We start from the raw sequence: 19810 nt of genomic DNA, 5'->3' as shown, positions 1-19810 counted from the left end.
TAACAACAGGAGTCCGCCTCCATGGCGAAAGACAACCCCGTCCTACCCTCCCGAGACCGCCTCAACCCCGTGGTATTCCACGGCAGCGTAGCGGGCATTGTGGTCTTTCTGGTGCTTACCATGCTCTTCACCGAGCAGGCTGGTACCTTTTTCGATGCTGGCCTTGCCTGGGTGAGCAAAACATTTGGCTGGTATTACATGCTGGCCATCGTCGCGTACCTGGTGTTTGTCGCGCTGATTGGCATGTCGCGCTACGGCAGCATTAGGCTGGGGCCTGATCATTCACGACCGGAGTTTTCCCTCTTGTCATGGTCAGCCATGCTGTTTGCCGCCGGTATCGGTATCGACTTGCTGTTCTTCAGCGTTGCCGAGCCGGTTGCCCATTATTTGGCGCCACCGGATCTGACCCCTGAAAGCCAGGCAGCCATGCGTAACGCCGTCGTTCAAACCTATCTGCACTGGGGCCTCTCCGGTTGGGGACTCTACGTGTTGATGGGTATGGCGCTGGCTTACTTCAGCTACCGCCACCGTTTGCCGCTGGCAATTCGTAGCGCCTTGTATCCCATACTGGGCAAGCGCATCCATGGTCCTATTGGTAATGCGGTTGATATTACCGCGGTGATCTCGACGGTGTTCGGTATCGCGACCAGTTTGGGCATTGGCGTCATGCAGCTCAATTACGGCCTGAACTATATGTTCGATGTGCCGGAAACCCTCACCGTGCAAATCATCCTGATTGTACTGGTCGTTGTGTTAGCGACGATTTCCGTGGTCACTGGCGTTGAGAAAGGTATCCGCCGACTCTCCGAGTTCAACATGCTATTGGCGTTAGCGCTGATGCTGTTTGTGCTGTTTTCCGGCGATACGCTGATGCTGCTGGATAAAATGGTCAATAACGCGGGTGATTACCTTTCCGGATTTGTGGCCGCCAGCTTCAACACCTACGCGTTCGACGGTGAAGGCGCTCAAGAATGGAAAATGTGGTGGACGATCTTCTTCTGGGGCTGGTGGATTGCCTGGACGCCGTTTGTCGGTCTGTTTCTGGCGCGTATTTCGCGTGGCCGCACCATTCGTGAGTTCGTTGCCGGTGCGTTGTTTATCCCGCTGGCCTTCATGATGGTGTGGATGTCTATCTTCGGCAACAGTGGCATCGAACTCGTCGCCAACCAGGGCATTACAGAGCTTGGCGAACAGGCACTCAATACGCCGCAAACCACTCTATACACGCTGCTTGAATACTATCCGTATGTCGGCATTACAGCGGCAGTGGTCACTATCCTGGGGATTGTGTTCTTTATAACCTCGGCAGACTCCGGCGCGCTGGTACTGGCCAACTTCACGTCCATTCTCAGCGATGTCAACCACGACGCGCCGATCAAACTGCGTATTTTCTGGTCAGCCATCATTGGCTTGATCACCATTGCGCTGCTGATGGCAGGTGGCTTGAACGCGCTGCAAAGCGCCGTCGTGATTACCGCGCTGCCGTTCTCACTGGTGATTTTTGCTATCATGGTGGGCATGGTCAAAGCCTTGAAGCTTGAAGGCAGCAAGGCCGATGCACGCCGCATGATTGCTGGCGGCGCCTCTGGGGGTGACTGGCGCGAACGCCTTGATCGTGCGCTGGATACGTCCAACCGTGCTGGCGCAGCTGCGACGATTGAGCACTCGATTCGTCCGGCGATGACGCAGTTTGCTCAGGAGCTGGAGAGCCGTGGCCAGACCGCCAACGTGACCGAAGAGCAGTTAGAGGGCGAATCACTACCCAAGTTGATGCTGCAGGTCGACTTTGGCGAAGCCACCAGCTTTGTCTATCAAGTATGCCCGCACCGCATGCGGACGCCAAGCTTCATACCGGCAGACGATGATTTCTACGTGCGGCTGGATGTTTTCCTCGCCGAAGGCGGTCAGGATAAAGACCTCAACGGCTATACCCGTGGCCAGGTGATTGGTGATCTGGTGGCCGAGTACGAACGCCACCTGCACTTCCTGACACTGGCAGGCCATCAGCAGGCTATGCCGGGCACTATCGGTGAACCACCGGAAGAGTCCACGCAACCTTAAACCAAGCGTGCAACGCCCTCCCGGCCTAATGGCTGGGAGGGCGTTTTTTTGTGGGTAAAGTGCGCTAACTGGGTCGGCTGACCCAGTGCGTCATGCCACTCACCAATACCGGTGAAGCGCACTCGATAGCCATGGCGCTTGGCCACTCCCCTTGCCCACTGCTGAAAACGCCCCCGGGACCATTCAAACTTATGGTCTGGATCTCGGTACTCGCCCTCTTCTAACCCGAGTAACGGGTTATAGTCGGCGTTGGGTGTGGTCACCACCAGATAAGTCGGCTGGAAGCTCGCAAACACCGCTTTTTCCACCGCCGACAGTTGGGCGGGAGGAATATGCTCAATGGTTTCCACCATGGCCGCGGCTGAAAAGTGCTTTAGCGGTTGCTTGTCATCTGTATACGAGCCACAAATCAGCTCTAGACATTGCTTTGCTCGGGGTAAATCCGCCAAGCGAAATTTGGCTTGCGCTAATAGCTCACCGTCCAGTTCGACACCAACGACTCGCTCAAACTGCTCCACCTGCAATAAATATTGTAACAATCCTCCGGACCCGCAACCTAAATCCAATACGTCGCGGGCTTGGGTTGCGCGAAGTTTTTCGGCGACATAAAGCAACCGCTGCTGATGAAGATCCGGCGTTTCTAAATCGGTCACACAGACTCCAATATAAAGTAAAAGACCCTTTGTGGATCGGATCCATCGAACAGTTTGGCGGAATTGATAGCCGATCAAATCAATGCAACTGACCAACAGCGTAAGCGGCAATATCTTAACACCCGCCGTCCAGGTGCCCACGGCGAACCATTAGGGAGGCCCTATCATATATAACGCCCCGTTGTGCAAATTCAGCAGGCAGAGTAACGTAACAATTTGATTTACTTACCACCCAAGAGGCCTACCGCATGTCCCGTTCGCGTTACGTTTTTCCGGTGCCTGGTAGTGCACTCATTAGCGCTTGGCGTGAAGGATACACCCTTGGCAAATTGAAGCGCGATATCATGGCGGGGCTCACGATTGGCGTAGTCGCGGTACCGCTTTCCATGGCGCTGGCAATTGCCACCGGTGTCCCCCCTCAACATGGTCTCTACACTGCCATCGTGGCGGGAGCGGTAATCGCCTTGACTGGCGGTTCGCGGTTTAACATCTCCGGCCCCACCGCTGCCTTTGTGGTCATCCTGTTTCCCATCGTGGCCAGCCACGGTCTGGGCGGGCTACTGATTGCCACATTGATGGCAGGTGCTATCTTGGTCGCACTGGGGTTGTCGCGGCTGGGCAGCCTGATTCAGTACGTGCCTTATCCGGTGATTCTCGGCTTTACGGCGGGTATCGGTGTGGTAATTACGCTATTGCAGCTGCCGGACTTTCTCGGTCTATCCGGCGTCGAGCTTGGCGATAGCACCCTGCATAACCTGATGCTGATTGGCCAAGCACTACCCCGTCTTTCACCCGCAGAGATCAGTGTCGGGCTTTTCACCTTGGCGACGCTGATAATCTGGCCCCGTCTGAATACTCCCATCCCAGCCCCGCTGGTCGGTTTGGCAATGGGAACGCTGACGGCCGCGCTGCTCATGATGACTGGCGTTGAAGTCGATACCATCGCCTCACGTTTTAGCTGGGAGTTCGAAGGCCAAACCGGCGGAGGCATTCCCCCCTTTGCGCCTGGTTTTACGGCACCATGGCATTTCCCTGGGGCGGATGGCACACCGCTCGAGATCAACTTTACGCTGATTCAGTCGTTGCTCGGTCCGGCACTGGCGATTGCACTATTGGCGGCCATTGAGTCACTGTTGTGTGCCACGGTGGCGGATGGCCTGACCCGTACGCGCCATGACCCTAACGCCGAGTTAATCGGTCAGGGCCTGGGCAACATGGTGGTGCCTTTCTTTGGCGGCATTACCGCTACCGCGGCCCTGGCCCGCACCGCGACCAATATCAAAAGCGGTGCCTGCTCTCCTGTCGCCGCGGTGGTACATTCGCTGGTGGTATTACTTGCCGTGGTCGCTTTGGCGGGTGTACTGGGCTACGTTCCCATGGCCGCCCTAGCCGCCCTGCTGTTTATCATTGCCTGGAACATGAGCGAGGCGCGCCACTTTGTGCATACGCTGAAAAGCGCCCCCGCCAGCGATGTCACAGTGCTGGTAATCTGCTTTGCATTGACGGTGATTTTCGACATGGTGATTGCCGTGGCCGTGGGTATTGGCCTGGCAGCCGCGCTGTTTATCCGTCGCATGGCACAGTTAACTCATACCCAGCGCTTGGCTGCACCCGACGTCGGCGAAAACTTTCCGCCAGAAGTTGCACTCTACAAAATCAGTGGTCCGCTATTTTTCGGCGCGGCCGAAAAGGCCATTGCCACGCTAAGAGTCATTGATCACAGCATTCGGATTGTCGTACTGGATATGCGCGACGTGTCTAGCCTGGACACCACGGGCATGGTGGCGCTGGACAGCCTGCGACGAGAACTGGGTGAGCAAGATGTAGGTGTTATATTTGTTGGACTGCCGCCGCGGATGGCGCTGAAAATAAAACGCGCGGGCATTAAGCGCGAAGCGGGCAAGCTAGCGGTCGTCAGTAACCTTGCCCACGCCGAGCGCATGGCGCGCCGTTGGTTGGGCTGGCGGAATAGCAGCGAGGTGACAGCAGGGAATTAATAACGCCGGTGCCATGGCAGTATCAGAAATAAAAGGGGGGAGTTGCCTCCCCCGTCTGCTCTCATAGCCAGCTATCAGCTCGCCATATCGAGCACGATACGGCCCTCTATCTTGCCATCGACCATGCGCTGGAAAACGTCGTTGATATTGTCCAGCGTATCGGTCGCGACCGTCGCCTTTACCTTGCCTTCAGCGGCGAAGTCCAGCGCTTCCTGCAAGTCGCTGCGCGTGCCGACAATCGAGCCGCGAATGGTAATACCATTGAGCACCGTGCTGAAGATCGGCAGAGGGAAGTCACCCGGTGGTAAGCCGTTGAGCACCAGCGTGCCGCCGCGGCGTAGCATATTCTGCGCTTGATCAAACGCCTTAGGCGATACCGCGGTGACCAAGGCACCGTGAGCACCCCCGATGGTTTTCTTCAAATACGCCGCCGGGTCGGTTTTCAGGGCGTTGACAGTTACCGTAGCGCCTAAGCGTTCAGCCAGGGCCAGTTTGCCGTCGTCGATATCCACCGCCGCGACGTTAAGCCCCATGGCTTTGGCGTACTGGACCGCCATATGACCAAGGCCGCCAATCCCCGAAATCACCACCCACTGGCCTGGGCGGGTATCGGTCATTTTCAAGCCTTTATAGACCGTCACCCCTGCGCACAGTACCGGGGCTATTTCGACAAAATCAACGGCGTCGGGCAGGCGACCGACATAGCCCGCATCCGCCAGGGTATACGTTAACACTGTAGCCGGTATTTTGCTGGGACTCACAAAGGGTTTCCCACCCCCCTAAACAGTGTTCGCAGTAACCACAGGCCGAATAGAGCCAGGGTACACCAATGCGATCACCCTCTTTGACATGGGAGACCCCTTCACCCACCGCCACGATATGACCAACGCCTTCATGGCCGGGAATAAACGGTGGCGCGGGCTTCACCGGCCAATCACCGTGAGCGGCGTGTAAATCGGTATGGCAAACCCCAGAGGCCGCCACTTTCATCAATACCTCGCCCTGCTTGGGGCGGGGGACGTCGACTTCTTCTAACGCCAACGGCTGGCCAAACTCCCGGACCACCGCCGCGCGCATTGTGCTATCCATGATGCAACTCCTAATCGTTTTCGCTACGACCATTTACAATGGCTCTTATCCGAAAAGTCAGCGTCAGGGGAACTGAAAATACCGTCCGGCTTATATTTTATGCCGGACGGTATGACCAGCGGTGCTGGTTAGAAGAAGCCCAGCGGATTGATGTCGTAGCTGACCAGCAGGTTTTTGGTCTGCTGATAGTGCTCCAGCGCCACTTTATGGGTTTCGCGTCCAACGCCGGATTTCTTGTAACCACCGAATGCCGCATGGGCAGGGTACTGGTGGTAGCAGTTGGTCCACACACGCCCGGCTTGAATACCCCGGCCCATGCGGAAGGCAACGTTGATATCGCGGCTCCACAGGCCAGCGCCCAGTCCGAACTCGGTGTCGTTGGCAATCGCCAATGCTTCTTCCTCATCCTTGAAGGTGGTCACCGCCACGACAGGGCCAAAGATCTCTTCCTGGAAGACACGCATCTTGTTATTGCCCTTGAGCAGCGTTGGCTGAATGTAGTAGCCGCTGTTGATGCTGTCATCCAGGGTCTCTTTGTTACCGCCTGTGAGGAACTCGGCGCCCTCGTCACGAGCTATATCCATGTACGACATGATCTTGTCGAACTGCTCCTGAGAGGCTTGAGCGCCTACCTGCACGTCGGTATCCAGCGGATTGCCGCGCTTGATGGTTTGCGTACGCTCGATGACTTTGGCCATGAACTCGTCGTACATGCTTTCCTGAATCAGCGCACGAGATGGGCAGGTACACACCTCGCCCTGATTAAAGAACGCCAGCACCAGGCCCTCGACCGCTTTATCAATAAATGTCGGTTCGGCATTCATGATATCGGCGAAGTAGATGTTGGGGGATTTACCACCCAGCTCGACCGTGGAGGGAATAATATTTTCCGCGGCACACTTCAGGATGTGTGAGCCCACCGGGGTGGAGCCAGTAAAGGCGATTTTGGCGATACGCTTGCTGCTCGCCAGTGCCTGCCCCGCTTCGGCACCGAAGCCATTGACGATATTCAGCACGCCAGGCGGCAGCAGATCGCCAATCACTTCCATCACTTTCAAAATCGACGCTGGCGTCTGTTCAGCGGGCTTGAGCACCACACAGTTACCTGCCGCCAGCGCAGGCGCCAGCTTCCAGGTAGCCATCAGAATCGGGAAATTCCAAGGGATAATCTGCCCCACCACGCCCAGCGGTTCATGGAAGTGGTAGGCCACCGTGTTGCCGTCTATATCGGCCGCCGTGCCTTCCTGGGAACGGATACAGCCGGCAAAGTAGCGGAAGTGGTCAACGGCAAGCGGAAGGTCGGCATTGAGCGTTTCGCGCACGGCCTTGCCGTTATCCCAGGTTTCAGCAACGGCCAGCATTTCCAGATTCTGTTCGATGCGGTCGGCGATCTTAAGCAGAATATTGCTGCGCTCTTGTGCGGACGTTTTGCCCCATGCAGGTGCGGCGCTGTGAGCCGCGTCCAATGCTTTGTCGATATCTTCCGCGCTTGATCGGGGGATTTCGCAAAACACCTGGCCGTTAACCGGGCTGATATTATCGAAGTATTGGCCCTTCACCGGAGGAACAAACTCGCCGCCGATGTAATTGCCGTAGCGTTTTTCAAATGACACCAGTGAACCAGCATCACCAGGATTGGCGTAGATCATTATTGAGCTCCTGCGTATTATGATTATTAAAGGTTGCTCATGCAGTGTTGGTCAGACGGGCGCAACGCGACATACCCCGTTGGCAGGATGCGCCCTCATCCCTTGGTAGGAGACGCCATGTATTCGTTATTGGTGGCAGACGATCATCCGCTGTTTCGCGACGCGCTGCAGGTCGTGGTCAGCAGCGGCTTGCCACATAGCCAACTGTTGGAAGCCGATAGCCTCGCCACCGCCATCTCCCTGATTAGCGAGCACGACGGCCTGGACTTACTGCTGCTCGACCTGAGCTTACCCGATGCGGAAGGGCTAGACGGTTTGACCCACCTGCGCGAAGCGTTTCCCTGGCTGCCGGTGGCGATTATTTCGGCCCATCAGGAGCGTCAGTTAGTGCTGGATGCGATCAGCCTGGGCGCCGTGGGCTACATCCCCAAATCAACCCCCAGGGAGGTCATGCTCAATGCGCTCACCCAGATTCTTGAAGGGCAGCTCTATCTGCCTTCCGATGTCATGCGCCGCCCACCATCAGCAACACCCCCGTCCAAATCCAGAGGATCGGCAGCCGCCGAGCGCCTGGCCGGTGAAAGGCTCACTCAGTTGACCGATAAGCAGCTTGAGGTATTGCGCTGCATGACCCAGGGCATGTCGAACAAGCTGATCGCCCGCGAACTGGATATTGCCGAGACGACTGTCAAAACTCACGTCTCGGCGATCTTGCGCAAACTGGAAGCGACCAGCCGTGTCCATGCCATCGTGATGGCGGGCGAGGATAACCTGCCGCTTTATTTGGCCAGTCGAACGACGCGTTAACCTCACCTCTCCCGTTTGGTTAACAAACTGACCAGCAGCATCCTCAGGCGCATCGGCTTTAACGGTTTCAACAAGCAGTGCATGCCCGCCTCGCGGGCGGAACGGCTGAGTTGCGCATCATGGTTGGCGGTAATCACCACCACCGCCAAGCCTGGATAGCGACGGCGCAGGCGCGCCGCCAGTGCCAGGCCTGTTTCCCGGTGATCGCCAAGATGATAATCGACCAGCAAGACGTCAGGGGTCTCGCCGTCACTGGTGGCTTCAAGAGCACTGGCCGTGGCCGCCGCCCTGACCCGGCAGCCCCAGCCCCCCAGCAGCGCCTGCATGCCGTCGATAATCGCCTCATCGTCATCGATGACCCACACCACGCATTCAGCAAGCGGAGACCCTGGATCATCGTCTCCCAGAGCACCTCCCTGCTCGGGACTCGTTTGAGACAAGGCGACACGGGAAGATGCATAAGGCACGGTGATTGAAAACAGCGATCCATGCCCAGACCGAGAGGCCAGCGTTACCGGTTGATCCAGCATGGTACTGATACGGTCGACGATCGCTAAGCCGAGACCCAGCCCTCGACTATGATGGCGCTGAGCGTCCGGGGCGCGCTGAAACTCAAGGAAGATCGCCTCGCGCTGCTGTTCAGCAATCCCCGGGCCGGTATCACCGACCATGATTTCGACGCCCTCGGGGCGGCGGCGGCAACCCAATAGCACGTGGCCGTGCTCGGTATAGCGCACGGCGTTGCTCAAGAAATTACGGACCACCCTTGCCAGCAACGCCAGGTCTGACTCCACCATGACATGCGACGGCACGTAATGCAGACTCAAGCCACGCACTGCTGCCACCTGACGGTACTCCTCTGCCAAGGCATCCAGCAGAGTGCTGACCGCAAATGGTGCCTTGTCGGCGTGCAGCACCCCGGCATCCAGGCGCGAAATATCCACCAGGGTGCCCAGCAGTCCTTCAACATCTTTCAATGAACGCCCCACATGGCCGACCAGCGTCGTCGATGCCTCGGGCAAGGAATGAGATTCCAAGGCACTGACAAACAGCCTGGCAGCGTTAAGCGGTTGCAGCAGGTCGTGACTGACGGCAGCAAGAAACTTGGTTTTTGACAGGTTGGCGGCGTCAGCGTCGGCTTTTGCCGCCTGCAAATGCGCGTTGGCCTCCCCCAGCTCGTCCAGGGCACGGTGCAGCGCATCGGTACGTTCCTTGACCTGTTCGGCCAGCAGGACAGAGCGCTCGAAAGCCGCGTACGGGGCACCATCGGCACCACTGCCCGATTCCACACGGCTCATGAGCGCCTGACACACTTTGCGCAGACGGCGATTTTCTTCGCGTAAGGCTTCGGGGCTGAGTGTCGTGTCATCACCCGTCGAGAACTGGAAGAGTGCCAAGCGCCACTCCTGTAAAGGTTTGATTGACATGCATACCATGGTGCTGCTCACCATAGGTGTTAAATCCCACCACCCGCGATCGACGCAGCAGCGCCGAGGCCTGCTCGAGATGATCGACGGCTTCCAGCTCCATGCGGCGTAAAAAGCAGTCGCAGCCAATCATCAGCGATGGCGGCCCCAATCGTGCCGTTACCCCGTCAAGCATGCGATTGAGATCATCCAGCAACGGGGCGGGCTGCATTGCCGTCAGTACAATGCCGTTTTCCACTGCACAGTAAAAGTTTAGGCTACCGTCGTCATTCACGCGCTGAATCGAGCGTACGAAATGCTGCCCCCCAAGCTGCACCGCAAGAGGATGCCGTGCAAACACCTCGGGTACGAGGGCATCAAGCGAGACGCCTACCAAATCGGCGTAGACACTGGCCGCAGGAAGGCCGTTAAGTTCCATCACGCGGCGGCGTTCACGGTCAGCTTCGGTCACGACCAGCTTATGACTCAGCGGCAATAGGTGGTGGGTAGAGAATACTTCAAACGGTAGGCACGTATTGATCATCACAACCACGGCGGCACGGCTGTGGAAGCGCCCGTTGGCATACACATGGGTATTGGCAAGGTGGTTATCGTCACCGGCGGAACCGCCGAAACTGGGTATGCGCCCCAGGGCCGCGTCCAGCGTCGCCAGCACCTGTTCCTCGCGGCTTGATAGTCCGTCCAGCAAGGTCAGCGCAAAACTATGCTCGTTCACCGGTGCCAACGCTCGACGGCGACAGCGCTCGATCAGGTCATCGACCAGCGGCTGGGCGTCGCTCAACGCGAAGCGGTCCAGGTCATTGACCAGCGACGTTTCCATGGCGAACACCCGATGATCAAAGCCAATCGCGACAATACTGCCGCGATCATACCCCTCGGGGGTAATCTCACCTGCTGTGGTGCAGCCACTGACTGGTACCGCCGGAAACGCATGGACCAGCGCAGCCGATAGTCGCTCCAGATCATATTCGGCACTACAGAAAAAAATAACGCCGCCAAGATCGGCATGACTGAGGCCCTCGGCCAATACTTGTACAGCCTGCTCGGCATTTGCCGATCGGCTGGCGACGACCACCGTGCCATGGTTAGAGAGAGAAGTCGTCACGCTGCCATTTCTCCAACGCCAAATGCGTACGTGCTGCGGTTTGACGCAGCGCACTCAAGGCTTGATGCAACTCGCCGGGAGCAGGCCTCTTGACGACCAGCATCTCGAGTTGCTTTGCATGCTGCGCTACCTGCTGAGCCCCGATACTAAGCGCTTCACCGCGCAGTTGGTGGGCCAGACGAGCGACCTGTTCGGCGTGCTCATCAGACAACGTCTCAAACCCGAGGTAAGTCGTAAATTGCGCCAGATAATCCTCAACCTGCCGGTGGTACAGGGCAATCAGCTCACGCAGATGGCTTTCATCGAGGGTTTGGACAAGGCTGCCCAGGGTGTCGCCGTTGAGCAGGCTATCGCCGCCTGACGACGTCTGGGGCTGAACGGGAGCGGCACCGGACTCACCCAGCTGAAACGCGAGAACGTTGCTCAACGCACTCGTTGACAGCGGCTTGGTGATGTAGTCGTTCATGCCCGCATCCAGGCAACGCTGCCGGTCATCCTCAACACCACCGGCGGTCATGGCCACGATGGGCACCTCGACCAGCCACCCCCCCTGCGCTCGTAGCTTTCGGGTGACATCCAGGCCATCCATGTCGGGGAGTTGAATATCCATGAAAATCAGGTGGAAACGCTGAGCCGCTACCATGTCCAGTGCATCATGACCACTTTCTGCACAGACCACATCGCAGCCCAAGCGCGCCAGCAACTCAATGGCGACCTTGCGGTTGATAGCGTTGTCTTCCACCAGTAGTAGTGACGTATCAGGGAAATGGTGCTGGGTCGACGGCGATGGCAGCTCCGGACGCTGATGGGGCGTCGTTTCCTCCAGGGGTAGTTGGCAGCGGAAGGTACTGCCCTCACCCGGCTGACTATCAACACGCAATTGCCCATCCATGGCATGACTTAACCGTTTGCAAATGGCAAGCCCCAGACCAGTGCCGCCAAACCGCCGGGCGACCGATGCATCGGCCTGCTGAAAAGGTTCGAAAAGACGCTGTTGTTGTACATCGCTCAGGCCACAGCCCGTATCGATGACATCGAAGAATAAATGATCAGCCGTGGCAGAGACCCGCACAGAGACCACTCCGTCATCGGTAAACTTGATCGCGTTGGCCAGCAGGTTGAGCAAAATTTGCCGTAAACGACCAGCATCCACCATTACCCAGGCAGGCACCCGCTCATCCACATCGATAGTGAGCATCAGCCCTTTAGCTTCGGCCCTTGGCTTGAACAATGCCACGACGCTTTCGACCAGCGGCTTGACCGCAGTAGTTGCCGTTTCAAGGCGAAGATGACCGGCCTCGATTTTGGAAAAGTCTAAAATTTCATTGATCATCGCCAGTAACTGATTGGCGCTGTCGTAAATCGTGTTGGCGTAATCTTCAACCTGTACCCGATTGGCGGGCTCGCGCAACAGTTCGCTCATGCCGATAACGCCATTGAGCGGCGTGCGAATTTCATGGCTAACCATGGCAAGGAAATCGGATTTCGCTTGATTGGCTGCCTGGGCCTGCTCGGCAGTGACTTCCAATTGGCGACTAAGCGTTTCCTGGTCTCGCCGGGCTGCAGCGCTCTCACGCATTTCCCTTACCAGAAAGACCACCACCAGCAATGCCGCCAGGCTCATCGCCATAATCAAGCTCATCAACAGCTTGTAAAGCAGGCTAAGCTGGGCTCGCTCTTCAGTGGCGGACTCTGCCAGAAAGCCATTGATCGTGATCACCAGCCGTTCGGTGAGCCGCGTCAGTGCTTGCAGTTCGGTTTCCAGTGCGGTGATAGGCATCTGTTCGAGATCTTCGTGCGGCTCGAACATCGGGTCGAGAGTGTCTAGCTGCTGCTGGATGTCATTGAGCAGCTGACGTGCAGGCTCAATGCGGTTGAGCAACTCGCTGACCTCCCCTTCATTGAGCAAGTTGAGGCGGCTATAGAGCAGCTCAAATCTCAGTTCCAACTCATCCTGAGCACTCGGTGCTATTGGCCCCCGGGTCGCGTTGAGTAGCTGGTTGAGCAACTGGACCGCATCACGGTCCAGTTTATAAACCACCCAGGAGGTGTCTTCACGCAGGGTTTGGGTCAGGTTATCTTGCCGCCAGGCGGCGATTGTCGCCACGACCAGGGCTGCCGCAAACAGCACCACCGCGGCCATGGCAACCAGTTTGAAGCGCCATGGATAGCGCAGTAATCGAGGATAATGCGTCGTGGGAGCGCTAGAGGACATTAATGAGCATCACCTGCCAGACAGCTCGAAAACGCATTTTCTCACTCAACAAGGCCTCATCCTGATCAAAGGGATAAAGCACCCAAAGCGGGCCGTATTCACGGATGGGAATCGCTTCACCGTCACGCTTCAGCGCAAGAATGACATCGTAGTCATAAAAATCACTGACCGGAATCTCCGCCTGGTAGCCATTAAGCGCCTGTACATTGACGTTGCCATCCTCCACCCCCAGATGCGCCAGCAAGTCGCGCATTAGCGGGCCTTCATAATGATTCCGGCTGTCGGTCCAGGGCGTGGTCGTGGCAAAATCATGCTGCGGCAGTTGCTCCAGCATCTTGCGATCAAAATGCGCCTCGTCATCGACATTTGTGCGGGCAATATCACCCACAACTTTAAGAATCACCGGACCTGTCGGCGCATGGCTTTCAACTGACGTGGACGCGGCCCCCGCCAGCGGAATGCTGAACGCCAGCAGGACGACTCTCAATAAAAACGCCTTCACTGCGATATCCCCTTCGGGCAACTAGCGGACAATCATGACCGACATCTTCGCATGGTGTACCACATGCTCGGCGTTAGGCCCAAGTACGTAATCGACAAACTTGCGCTTGGTATGCGAGGCCATGACGATCAGGTCGATATCCAGCTGTTTAGCGACCTTGATGATCGCCTCCCATGGTGAGCCATCGACAATCACGCTTTGGGTATTGATTGTCTCAGGCACGTGCTGCTCTATAAACGCATGTTGCGCATCCTTGACGGCCTCATGCGCCTTCTTGGAGAAGTCTTTAGGAAAATAAGCCCCCACCATGGGCATCTTAAAGTCCGGCAGCACCGTCACCACGTGTAGCGACGCGTCAAACGTCTGGCACAGCTCAATGGCCGTGGGCAACGCCTTGCTCCATGAACTTTCTTCATTAAGATCAACGGGCAGTAAAATTTTGTGGTACATGACAGCCCCTCCTCACGCGGCATTAGCCTTGGTAGTGCGACCATCGGCATCCCGCCGACGGCGCTGTAGCATGACGATCAGGGCGAACACGCCGAGAGCGGGAATCCAGATCCACTCTTTTGTCCAGCGGTCCACCGGTGCCAGTACTTCGACGATTTCCTGATCGAAATCAAAGCCCAGGTCTGCCGCATCACTGCCATAGGTCACCATATCGACGATAGCTTCATCGTTTTCTGTCAGCAGCATCAGCCCCAGATTATCCAGGCGCTCCTGTCCACTATCACCCTCCGGCACAGGCACCAGAATATAGGTCGTCATGGGATCACCATAATCATCCAGGCCGCTAATCTGGACTCTTAGCGACGATCCCTCATCGACGTTACCCAGGGTTTCAACAAACTCGGTGGGCTCGGTAGACCGATAAGGATCGTGAATCATGTCCATGAAAAAGCCTGGACGGAAAAGCGCAAAGGCCACCACGAGCAACAGGACCGACTCATACCAGCGGTTACGCGTAATCATGAAGCCTTGAGTGGCGGCAGCAAAGATGAGCATCGCCACGGTCGCCACCACAAAGATCAATATCCCTTGCAGCGGTGTCACGTCAATCAACAGCAGGTCGGTGTTGAAGATGAACAGGAACGGAAGCGCGGCGGTACGCAGGCTGTAATAAAACGCCTGGAAACCAGTGCGAATCGGGTCGCCTCCTGACACTGCAGCTGCCGCAAACGAGGCAAGCCCCACCGGTGGCGTAACGTCCGCCATGATGCCGAAATAAAACACAAACAGGTGCACGGCAATCAGTGGTACCAGCAGGCCATTCTGAGCCCCCAATTGAATAATCACTGGCGCCAACAGGGCCGATACCACGATGTAGTTGGCAGTGGTCGGCAGCCCCATGCCGAGGATCAAACTGAGTACCGCGGTAAACAGCAAAATCAGCAACAGGTTGCCCATTGCCAGGGTTTCGACCACATCGGCCAACACCAGTCCGACCCCTGTCTGGGAAACCGCACCGACAATGATACCCGCCGTCGCCGTCGCAATGCCGATACCAATCATGTTACGAGCGCCGGTCACCAGTCCGTTCCACAGGTCAATAGCGCCTTCACGCAGGTCGTAGGCAATATCGCTACGGCCACGAAAATACGCGGTAATCGGACGCTGAGTCAGCATGATAAAGATCATGAACACCGTGGCCCAAAAGGCTGAAAGCCCGGGGGACAGGCGCTCTACCATCAAACACCATACCAATACGATCACGGGCAGAATGTATTGCAACCCCACCAGCACCGTAGGGCGGGTTTGCGGTAGCTTGACCACTGGCTCATTGGGATCATCGACTTCCAGTTCAGGGTAGCCCGAAGCCAGTTTGAGCAATGCGACATAAACCGCCGCGAGCACTAAACCAATTACCCAGGGGGCCGCCGGGCCCAGCAGGGGCTGCAACCAGCCCAGGCCGTAATATACCGCAAGTGCCGTGACCATCATCAGCAACAGGCCAGCCAGAAAGCCCGTCACCTTGCGAACGAGCGGCTTTGGCGGGTTGCTGCTTTCAAGCCCCTGCATATTGGCTTTCAGGGCTTCCAGGTGGACGATATAAATCAGCGCAATATAGGATATCAACGCAGGTAGAAATGCGTGCTTGATGACTTCTACATACGAAATGCCCACGTATTCGACCATCAGAAACGCAGCAGCCCCCATGACCGGCGGCATGATTTGACCATTGACAGAGGAGGCGACTTCGACAGCACCGGCCTTCTCCGAGGAAAAGCCCACGCGCTTCATCATGGGAATGGTAAAGGTGCCGGTGGTCACCGTATTGGCAATCGAAGAGCCCGAAATCAAGCCTGTCATGCCCGACGCCACCACCGCCGCCTTGGCCGGGCCGCCCTTGTAGTGCCCAAGCAACGAAAACGCGACTTTAATGAAGTAGTTACCCGCGCCTGCTTTATCCAGCAGCGCACCAAACAATACGAACAGGAAGACAAAGCTGGTGGACACCCCCAGCGCTATACCGAATACCCCTTGGGTAGTTAGCCATTGATGATTAACCAGTCCATAAAGACTCACGCCACCATGGGCAAGCATGCCCGGCATCCAGGGCCCGGCCAGCGAATAGAACAAAAACACGGAGGCAACAATCATCAGTGGCGGCCCGAGCGCACGTCGTGTCGCTTCCAGCAACAGCAAAATCCCCGCCACACCGACGACGACATCGGTCAGCAGCGGAGCACCAGGACGCTCCGACAAGCCTTCGTAAAAGATGAACATGTAGGCGCCGCAAAATGCGGCCACCGCCGCCAGCACCCAGTCTTGCAGTGGAATACGGTCGCGGGGCGACCGCTTGAGCGCAGGATATGCCATGTACGCCAAGAACAGCGCAAAGGCCAAATGAATCGAACGGGATTGCGTCGCGTTAAACACCCCGAAGCCGAAGATGTAAGGCAATGGCGACGCGATCCACAGTTGAAAAAGTGACCACACCGCCGCAATCCCTACCAGCAGCTTGCCAGGCATTCCGGCCGGTTTACGAGACCCGGAGTCCGTAGAGGCCACCAGATCTTCAAGATCAACATTTGACCCACCGGTCTTGGTGTTATCCGTTGTCATATGCATGCCCTGCAAAAATTTGGATGACAATGAGGAATGCCAATAAGAAGCCCTGGATCAATCCAGGCGACATTCCAAACACAGCGCGCGGCCCCGTGAGAGACCGCGCGCATCTTTCAATCGGTGATTAACACCCAGTACCGATAACCTTACTCTTCGATCCAGCCCTGCTCTACGTAGTAGCGCTTGGCACCGTCATGCAGAGGTGCAGACAGGCCTTGCGTCACCATGTCCTGGGCATCCAGATTTTCGAAGGCAGGGTGTAGACGCTTGAAGCGGTCGAAGTCGTCGAATACTGCTTTAACAGTTTCGTAGACCACATCGTCATCGGCATCCGCTGAGGTCACGAACGTCGCCGCCACACCGAAGGTCTCTACGTCATCAGGGTTGTTTTTATACAGACCGCCAGGAATCACAGACGTGGAGTAGTAGGGATATTCGTCAACAATGCCCTGAATATCGTCGTCGTTCATCGGGATCAGGTGTGAATCCACCGTGGTGGTGGCTTCCTGAATAGAACCGTTCGGGTGACCGACCACATACACCATGGCATCGATGTTGTTGTCAGACAGTGCAGCAGCCTGCTCAGCGGCGTCCAGCTCAGAGACCAGGGAGAAGGTGTCTTCGTCCCAGCCCTTGGCATCCATCACCACTTCCATGGTGTTGCGCTGACCTGAGCCCGGGTTGCCGATATTAACGCGCTTACCTTCGAGATCATCCAGCGTTTCGATACCCGAGTCCGCGCGGGCCAGCAGCGTCAACGGCTCGCCATGGATACGGAAGACGGCACGCAGGTCCTCAAACGCATCCCCCTCGAAATTCCCGGTACCATTGTAGGCTTGGTACTGAACGTCGGACTGGGCAACGCCCATATTCAGCTCGCCGGATTTAATACCGTTAATATTGGCCACCGAGCCACCGGTTGATGGCGCGTTACAACGGATGTTGTGCTCGTCGCTGCCGCGGTTGACCAGGCGACAGACGGACTGGCCGACGACGTAATATACCCCGGTCTGGCCACCGGTACCGATGGTAATGAATTGTTCGTCTTCTTGTGCCATTGCGGGAGAAGCAAAGGCAGTAGCAGCGAGTAACGTGCCTGAGAAGGCAGCGGTAGAAAATGCATGGCGTTTCATGAACACACCTCTTTATCTTGATGTTATGAGCATTGTGCGTTGGCCCCACCTGCGCGCTAATCATGCAGGCTTAAGGATCCAAAACGTTTTCAAGACAATCTGTTATCAGCATCGACAGCTTCTGTCGGCTTTCACTACTTTAGCGAAAAAAAACCTCGTTGGCGAAACCAGATACATCAAACCAGCAAACTTCGTTTACCAACCTGTAAACCCAGTGTAGCGATCTTCACCGTTTAGGGAGCGTTAACCGTCATTCCGCTTTGGCATAGGCCAATCGATATCAATCAACGTTATAGCCCAGAACACGGGGTAGCCACAGCGCAATGCCTGGGAATATGGCCACCAATGCCAATGCACAGCCCATGGCCACCACGAACAACAATGCCCAGCCCAAGGTCTGCTCCAGGCGGATTTTGGCCACCTCCGTCGTGACCATCAAGTTCACGGCCACCGGCGGTGTAAACTGCCCGATGGCAATGTTCATGGCCAGCAGTATGCCGAACCACACGGGGTTCCATTCAAAGTGCTGCATGACCGGAATCAGGATCGGCATCATGATCAGATAAATCGAGATCGCATCCAGCAGCATTCCCGCCACCAGGACGGCCAGCATCACCAGAATCAGCAGCAGAACGCCGTTATCGGTCAACCCAATAATCCATTCCGCCAGATGCCGAAATGTACCCAGCATGGTGCCGGCCCAGGCAAAAATACCCGCCAGGGCAATAATCAGCATCACCACGCCCGAGATAATGGCTGCTTCGCCAAACAGTTCCCACAGGTCCCGCCATGACAGCTCGCGGGTAAGAAAAAGTCCGACGACGGCGCCATAGGCCACCGCCACCACCGCCGCTTCTGTCGGGGTAAAGAGCCCGGAGCGCAGCCCGCCAAGAATCAGCACCGGTGCGAATAAGGCGGGCAATGCCTGCCGGAAGGTGTCCCGTACACTCAACTGCTCAGCACCCTCCGTCATTGCCCCGCCTTCCCAGCCATAGCGTCTGGACACCAAGAGTGCCGGTAGCAACAGCGCCAAACCCGCGAGCACACCCGGAAACAACCCGGCGGCAAACAAGGCACGCAGATCAACACCCGGCACAACAATGGAGTAGAGAATCAGCGCGACGGAGGGCGGGATGAGAATCGCGGTGGAGGCCGAGGCCGCAATCAATGTGGCGGAAAACGGCTTTGGATAGCCTGCCTTGGTCATGCTCGGCAACATCACCATGGCAACGGCTGCCGCGTCTGCGGGGCCAGAACCGCTCATGCCCCCCATAATCATGCACACCAGCACCGCGACCAGCGCCAACCCCCCGTGGCGCGGGCCAATCAATGCCTGGGCAAAGCGCACCAGGCGCAGCGCGACACCGGCACGCTCGAAAATCAGCCCGGTTAGTATAAACAGCGGAATGGCGATGAGCGGGTATTTGGCAATACTGTTGTAGGTGTTGGTACCAAGTGTTGCCAGCATATCCGGCGACAGCCCGATAAGGATCCCCACCGCGCCCGAAAGCGCTAGCGAAAACGCCACCGGAACGCCCGCGATCAGCAATCCTGCAAACGCCAGAATCATCCACACGTCAGGCGTCATCGCCGAACCTCCCGTTCAAACGGTCACGGGTTTGCTCCAGCAAACGCCACAGCATGGCCGCGGAAAGCACCGGCAGCCAGACGATATACCACCACTGCGGCAGGCCAAGCCCAGGCGAAAGCGACTCCCACTGGTATTCCTGCCAGGCAAGCTTGCCGCCATACCAAGTGATCAAGCCCAGTACAATTGCACCGCATAGCGCTTGAAACAGAATCAACGCACGGCGGTACTTAAACGGCAGTGCGCGTTCCAGGAAGCTGATTCGGATATGACGGTTACGTCGCAGCGCTACCGACGCCCCGGCGAAGGTCAGCACGACCAGCAGGAACACCGAAAACTCCTCGGTGAAGGAAAACGACCCGCCGGTTAAATAGCGCGTGATCACATTGCCCAGGCTAATCAATGCAATAATGATCAATGCCAGCGCGCCCAGCCAACGCTCAGGGCGCGCATCAGGAAAGCCTTTCATGGCAGCCTCACAACGAAAACTCCCAGCCTTGACGACTGGGAGACAG

General features: G+C 57.0%; 14 protein-coding genes and 1 pseudogene. 3 read left to right on the top strand and 12 right to left on the bottom strand.

Going from position 1 to position 19810, the window contains the following annotated elements; genetic code table 11:
• The first annotated feature begins 21 nt into the window (after positions 1-21).
• Positions 22-2061 (top strand): choline BCCT transporter BetT, encoded by a 2040-nt coding sequence (gene betT / locus B7L15_RS00775; protein ID WP_085917144.1) that lies wholly within the window; start codon positions 22-24, stop codon positions 2059-2061.
• Here betT and B7L15_RS00770 read toward each other — a convergent pair.
• The gene (locus B7L15_RS00770) at positions 2058-2714 is read right to left on the bottom strand and encodes a methyltransferase domain-containing protein (protein ID WP_085917143.1); all 657 of its coding nucleotides are present in this window, start codon (positions 2712-2714) and stop codon (positions 2058-2060) included. The genes betT and B7L15_RS00770 overlap by 4 nt on opposite strands.
• A 248-nt stretch (positions 2715-2962) precedes the next feature.
• On the opposite strand from B7L15_RS00770, the gene dauA reads away from it, so the two are divergent.
• Positions 2963-4711, top strand: coding sequence for a C4-dicarboxylic acid transporter DauA (gene dauA, locus B7L15_RS00765; protein WP_085917142.1), 1749 nt, complete (start codon positions 2963-2965; stop codon positions 4709-4711).
• A 74-nt stretch (positions 4712-4785) separates the two neighbouring features.
• Here the strand turns inward: dauA and adhP are convergent.
• Positions 4786-5800, bottom strand: a pseudogene (gene adhP / locus B7L15_RS00760) (alcohol dehydrogenase AdhP).
• Positions 5801-5928: 128 nt separating this feature from the next.
• Positions 5929-7449, bottom strand: coding sequence for an acetaldehyde dehydrogenase ExaC (gene exaC / locus B7L15_RS00755; RefSeq protein ID WP_085917141.1), 1521 nt, complete (start codon positions 7447-7449; stop codon positions 5929-5931).
• 117 nt (positions 7450-7566) lie between these two features.
• Here exaC and B7L15_RS00750 point away from each other — a divergent pair, with 117 nt between their 5' ends.
• Positions 7567-8256: a LuxR C-terminal-related transcriptional regulator gene (locus tag B7L15_RS00750; protein WP_085917140.1), complete on the top strand. Its 690-nt coding sequence runs from the start codon at positions 7567-7569 to the stop codon at positions 8254-8256.
• Positions 8257-8258: 2 nt separating this feature from the next.
• On the opposite strand, the gene B7L15_RS00745 is transcribed toward B7L15_RS00750, so the two are convergent.
• The 9 genes from B7L15_RS00745 to B7L15_RS00705 form a co-directional block, all read right to left on the bottom strand.
• Positions 8259-9653 carry an ATP-binding response regulator gene (locus tag B7L15_RS00745; protein WP_254902817.1) on the bottom strand — a complete coding sequence of 465 codons (1395 nt, stop codon included), beginning with the start codon at positions 9651-9653 and terminating at the stop codon, positions 8259-8261.
• Entirely contained in the window at positions 9625-10788 is a 1164-nt protein-coding gene (gene nosP / locus B7L15_RS00740) for a nitric oxide-sensing protein NosP (RefSeq protein WP_085917138.1), read from the bottom strand. The genes B7L15_RS00745 and nosP overlap by 29 nt, the downstream gene beginning before the upstream one ends.
• Positions 10769-13003 (bottom strand): hybrid sensor histidine kinase/response regulator, encoded by a 2235-nt coding sequence (locus tag B7L15_RS00735; protein ID WP_085917137.1) that lies wholly within the window; start codon positions 13001-13003, stop codon positions 10769-10771. The genes nosP and B7L15_RS00735 overlap by 20 nt, the downstream gene beginning before the upstream one ends.
• A complete protein-coding gene (locus B7L15_RS00730; RefSeq protein WP_085917283.1) occupies positions 12993-13511 on the bottom strand; it encodes a molybdopterin-dependent oxidoreductase in 519 nt (172 codons plus the stop codon). Before B7L15_RS00730 ends, B7L15_RS00735 begins: the two co-directional genes overlap by 11 nt.
• Before the next feature lie 15 nt (positions 13512-13526).
• Positions 13527-13955, bottom strand: coding sequence for a universal stress protein (locus tag B7L15_RS00725; RefSeq protein WP_085917136.1), 429 nt, complete (start codon positions 13953-13955; stop codon positions 13527-13529).
• Between the two features lie 12 nt (positions 13956-13967).
• Positions 13968-16571 (bottom strand): TRAP transporter permease, encoded by a 2604-nt coding sequence (locus B7L15_RS00720; protein WP_085917135.1) that lies wholly within the window; start codon positions 16569-16571, stop codon positions 13968-13970.
• Positions 16572-16720: 149 nt separating this feature from the next.
• The gene (locus B7L15_RS00715; protein ID WP_085917134.1) at positions 16721-17707 is read right to left on the bottom strand and encodes a TAXI family TRAP transporter solute-binding subunit; all 987 of its coding nucleotides are present in this window, start codon (positions 17705-17707) and stop codon (positions 16721-16723) included.
• A 280-nt stretch (positions 17708-17987) separates the two neighbouring features.
• Entirely contained in the window at positions 17988-19295 is a 1308-nt protein-coding gene (locus tag B7L15_RS00710; RefSeq protein WP_085917133.1) for a TRAP transporter large permease, read from the bottom strand.
• Positions 19285-19764, bottom strand: coding sequence for a TRAP transporter small permease (locus tag B7L15_RS00705; protein ID WP_085917132.1), 480 nt, complete (start codon positions 19762-19764; stop codon positions 19285-19287). The genes B7L15_RS00710 and B7L15_RS00705 overlap by 11 nt, the downstream gene beginning before the upstream one ends.
• Between the last annotated feature and the right edge of the window lie 46 nt (positions 19765-19810).

It is taken from the genome of Halomonas sp. CSM-2 (assembly GCF_002119345.1).
Lineage (GTDB): Bacteria > Pseudomonadota > Gammaproteobacteria > Pseudomonadales > Halomonadaceae > Vreelandella > Vreelandella janggokensis.
The sequence above is the reverse complement of the archived record's forward strand: the minus strand, read 5'-3'. Positions and strand labels throughout refer to the sequence as shown.

Coding starts and splice junctions, on each gene's coding strand:
- betT (WP_085917144.1), top strand. CDS start 22: ATGGCGAAAGACAACCCCGTCCTACCCTCCCGAGACCGCCTCAACCCC.
- dauA (WP_085917142.1), top strand. CDS start 2,963: ATGTCCCGTTCGCGTTACGTTTTTCCGGTGCCTGGTAGTGCACTCATT.
- exaC (WP_085917141.1), bottom strand. CDS start 7,449: ATGATCTACGCCAATCCTGGTGATGCTGGTTCACTGGTGTCATTTGAA.
- B7L15_RS00750 (WP_085917140.1), top strand. CDS start 7,567: ATGTATTCGTTATTGGTGGCAGACGATCATCCGCTGTTTCGCGACGCG.
- B7L15_RS00735 (WP_085917137.1), bottom strand. CDS start 13,003: ATGTCCTCTAGCGCTCCCACGACGCATTATCCTCGATTACTGCGCTAT.
- B7L15_RS00725 (WP_085917136.1), bottom strand. CDS start 13,955: ATGTACCACAAAATTTTACTGCCCGTTGATCTTAATGAAGAAAGTTCA.
- B7L15_RS00720 (WP_085917135.1), bottom strand. CDS start 16,571: ATGACAACGGATAACACCAAGACCGGTGGGTCAAATGTTGATCTTGAA.
- B7L15_RS00715 (WP_085917134.1), bottom strand. CDS start 17,707: ATGAAACGCCATGCATTTTCTACCGCTGCCTTCTCAGGCACGTTACTC.
- B7L15_RS00710 (WP_085917133.1), bottom strand. CDS start 19,295: ATGACGCCTGACGTGTGGATGATTCTGGCGTTTGCAGGATTGCTGATC.
- B7L15_RS00705 (WP_085917132.1), bottom strand. CDS start 19,764: ATGAAAGGCTTTCCTGATGCGCGCCCTGAGCGTTGGCTGGGCGCGCTG.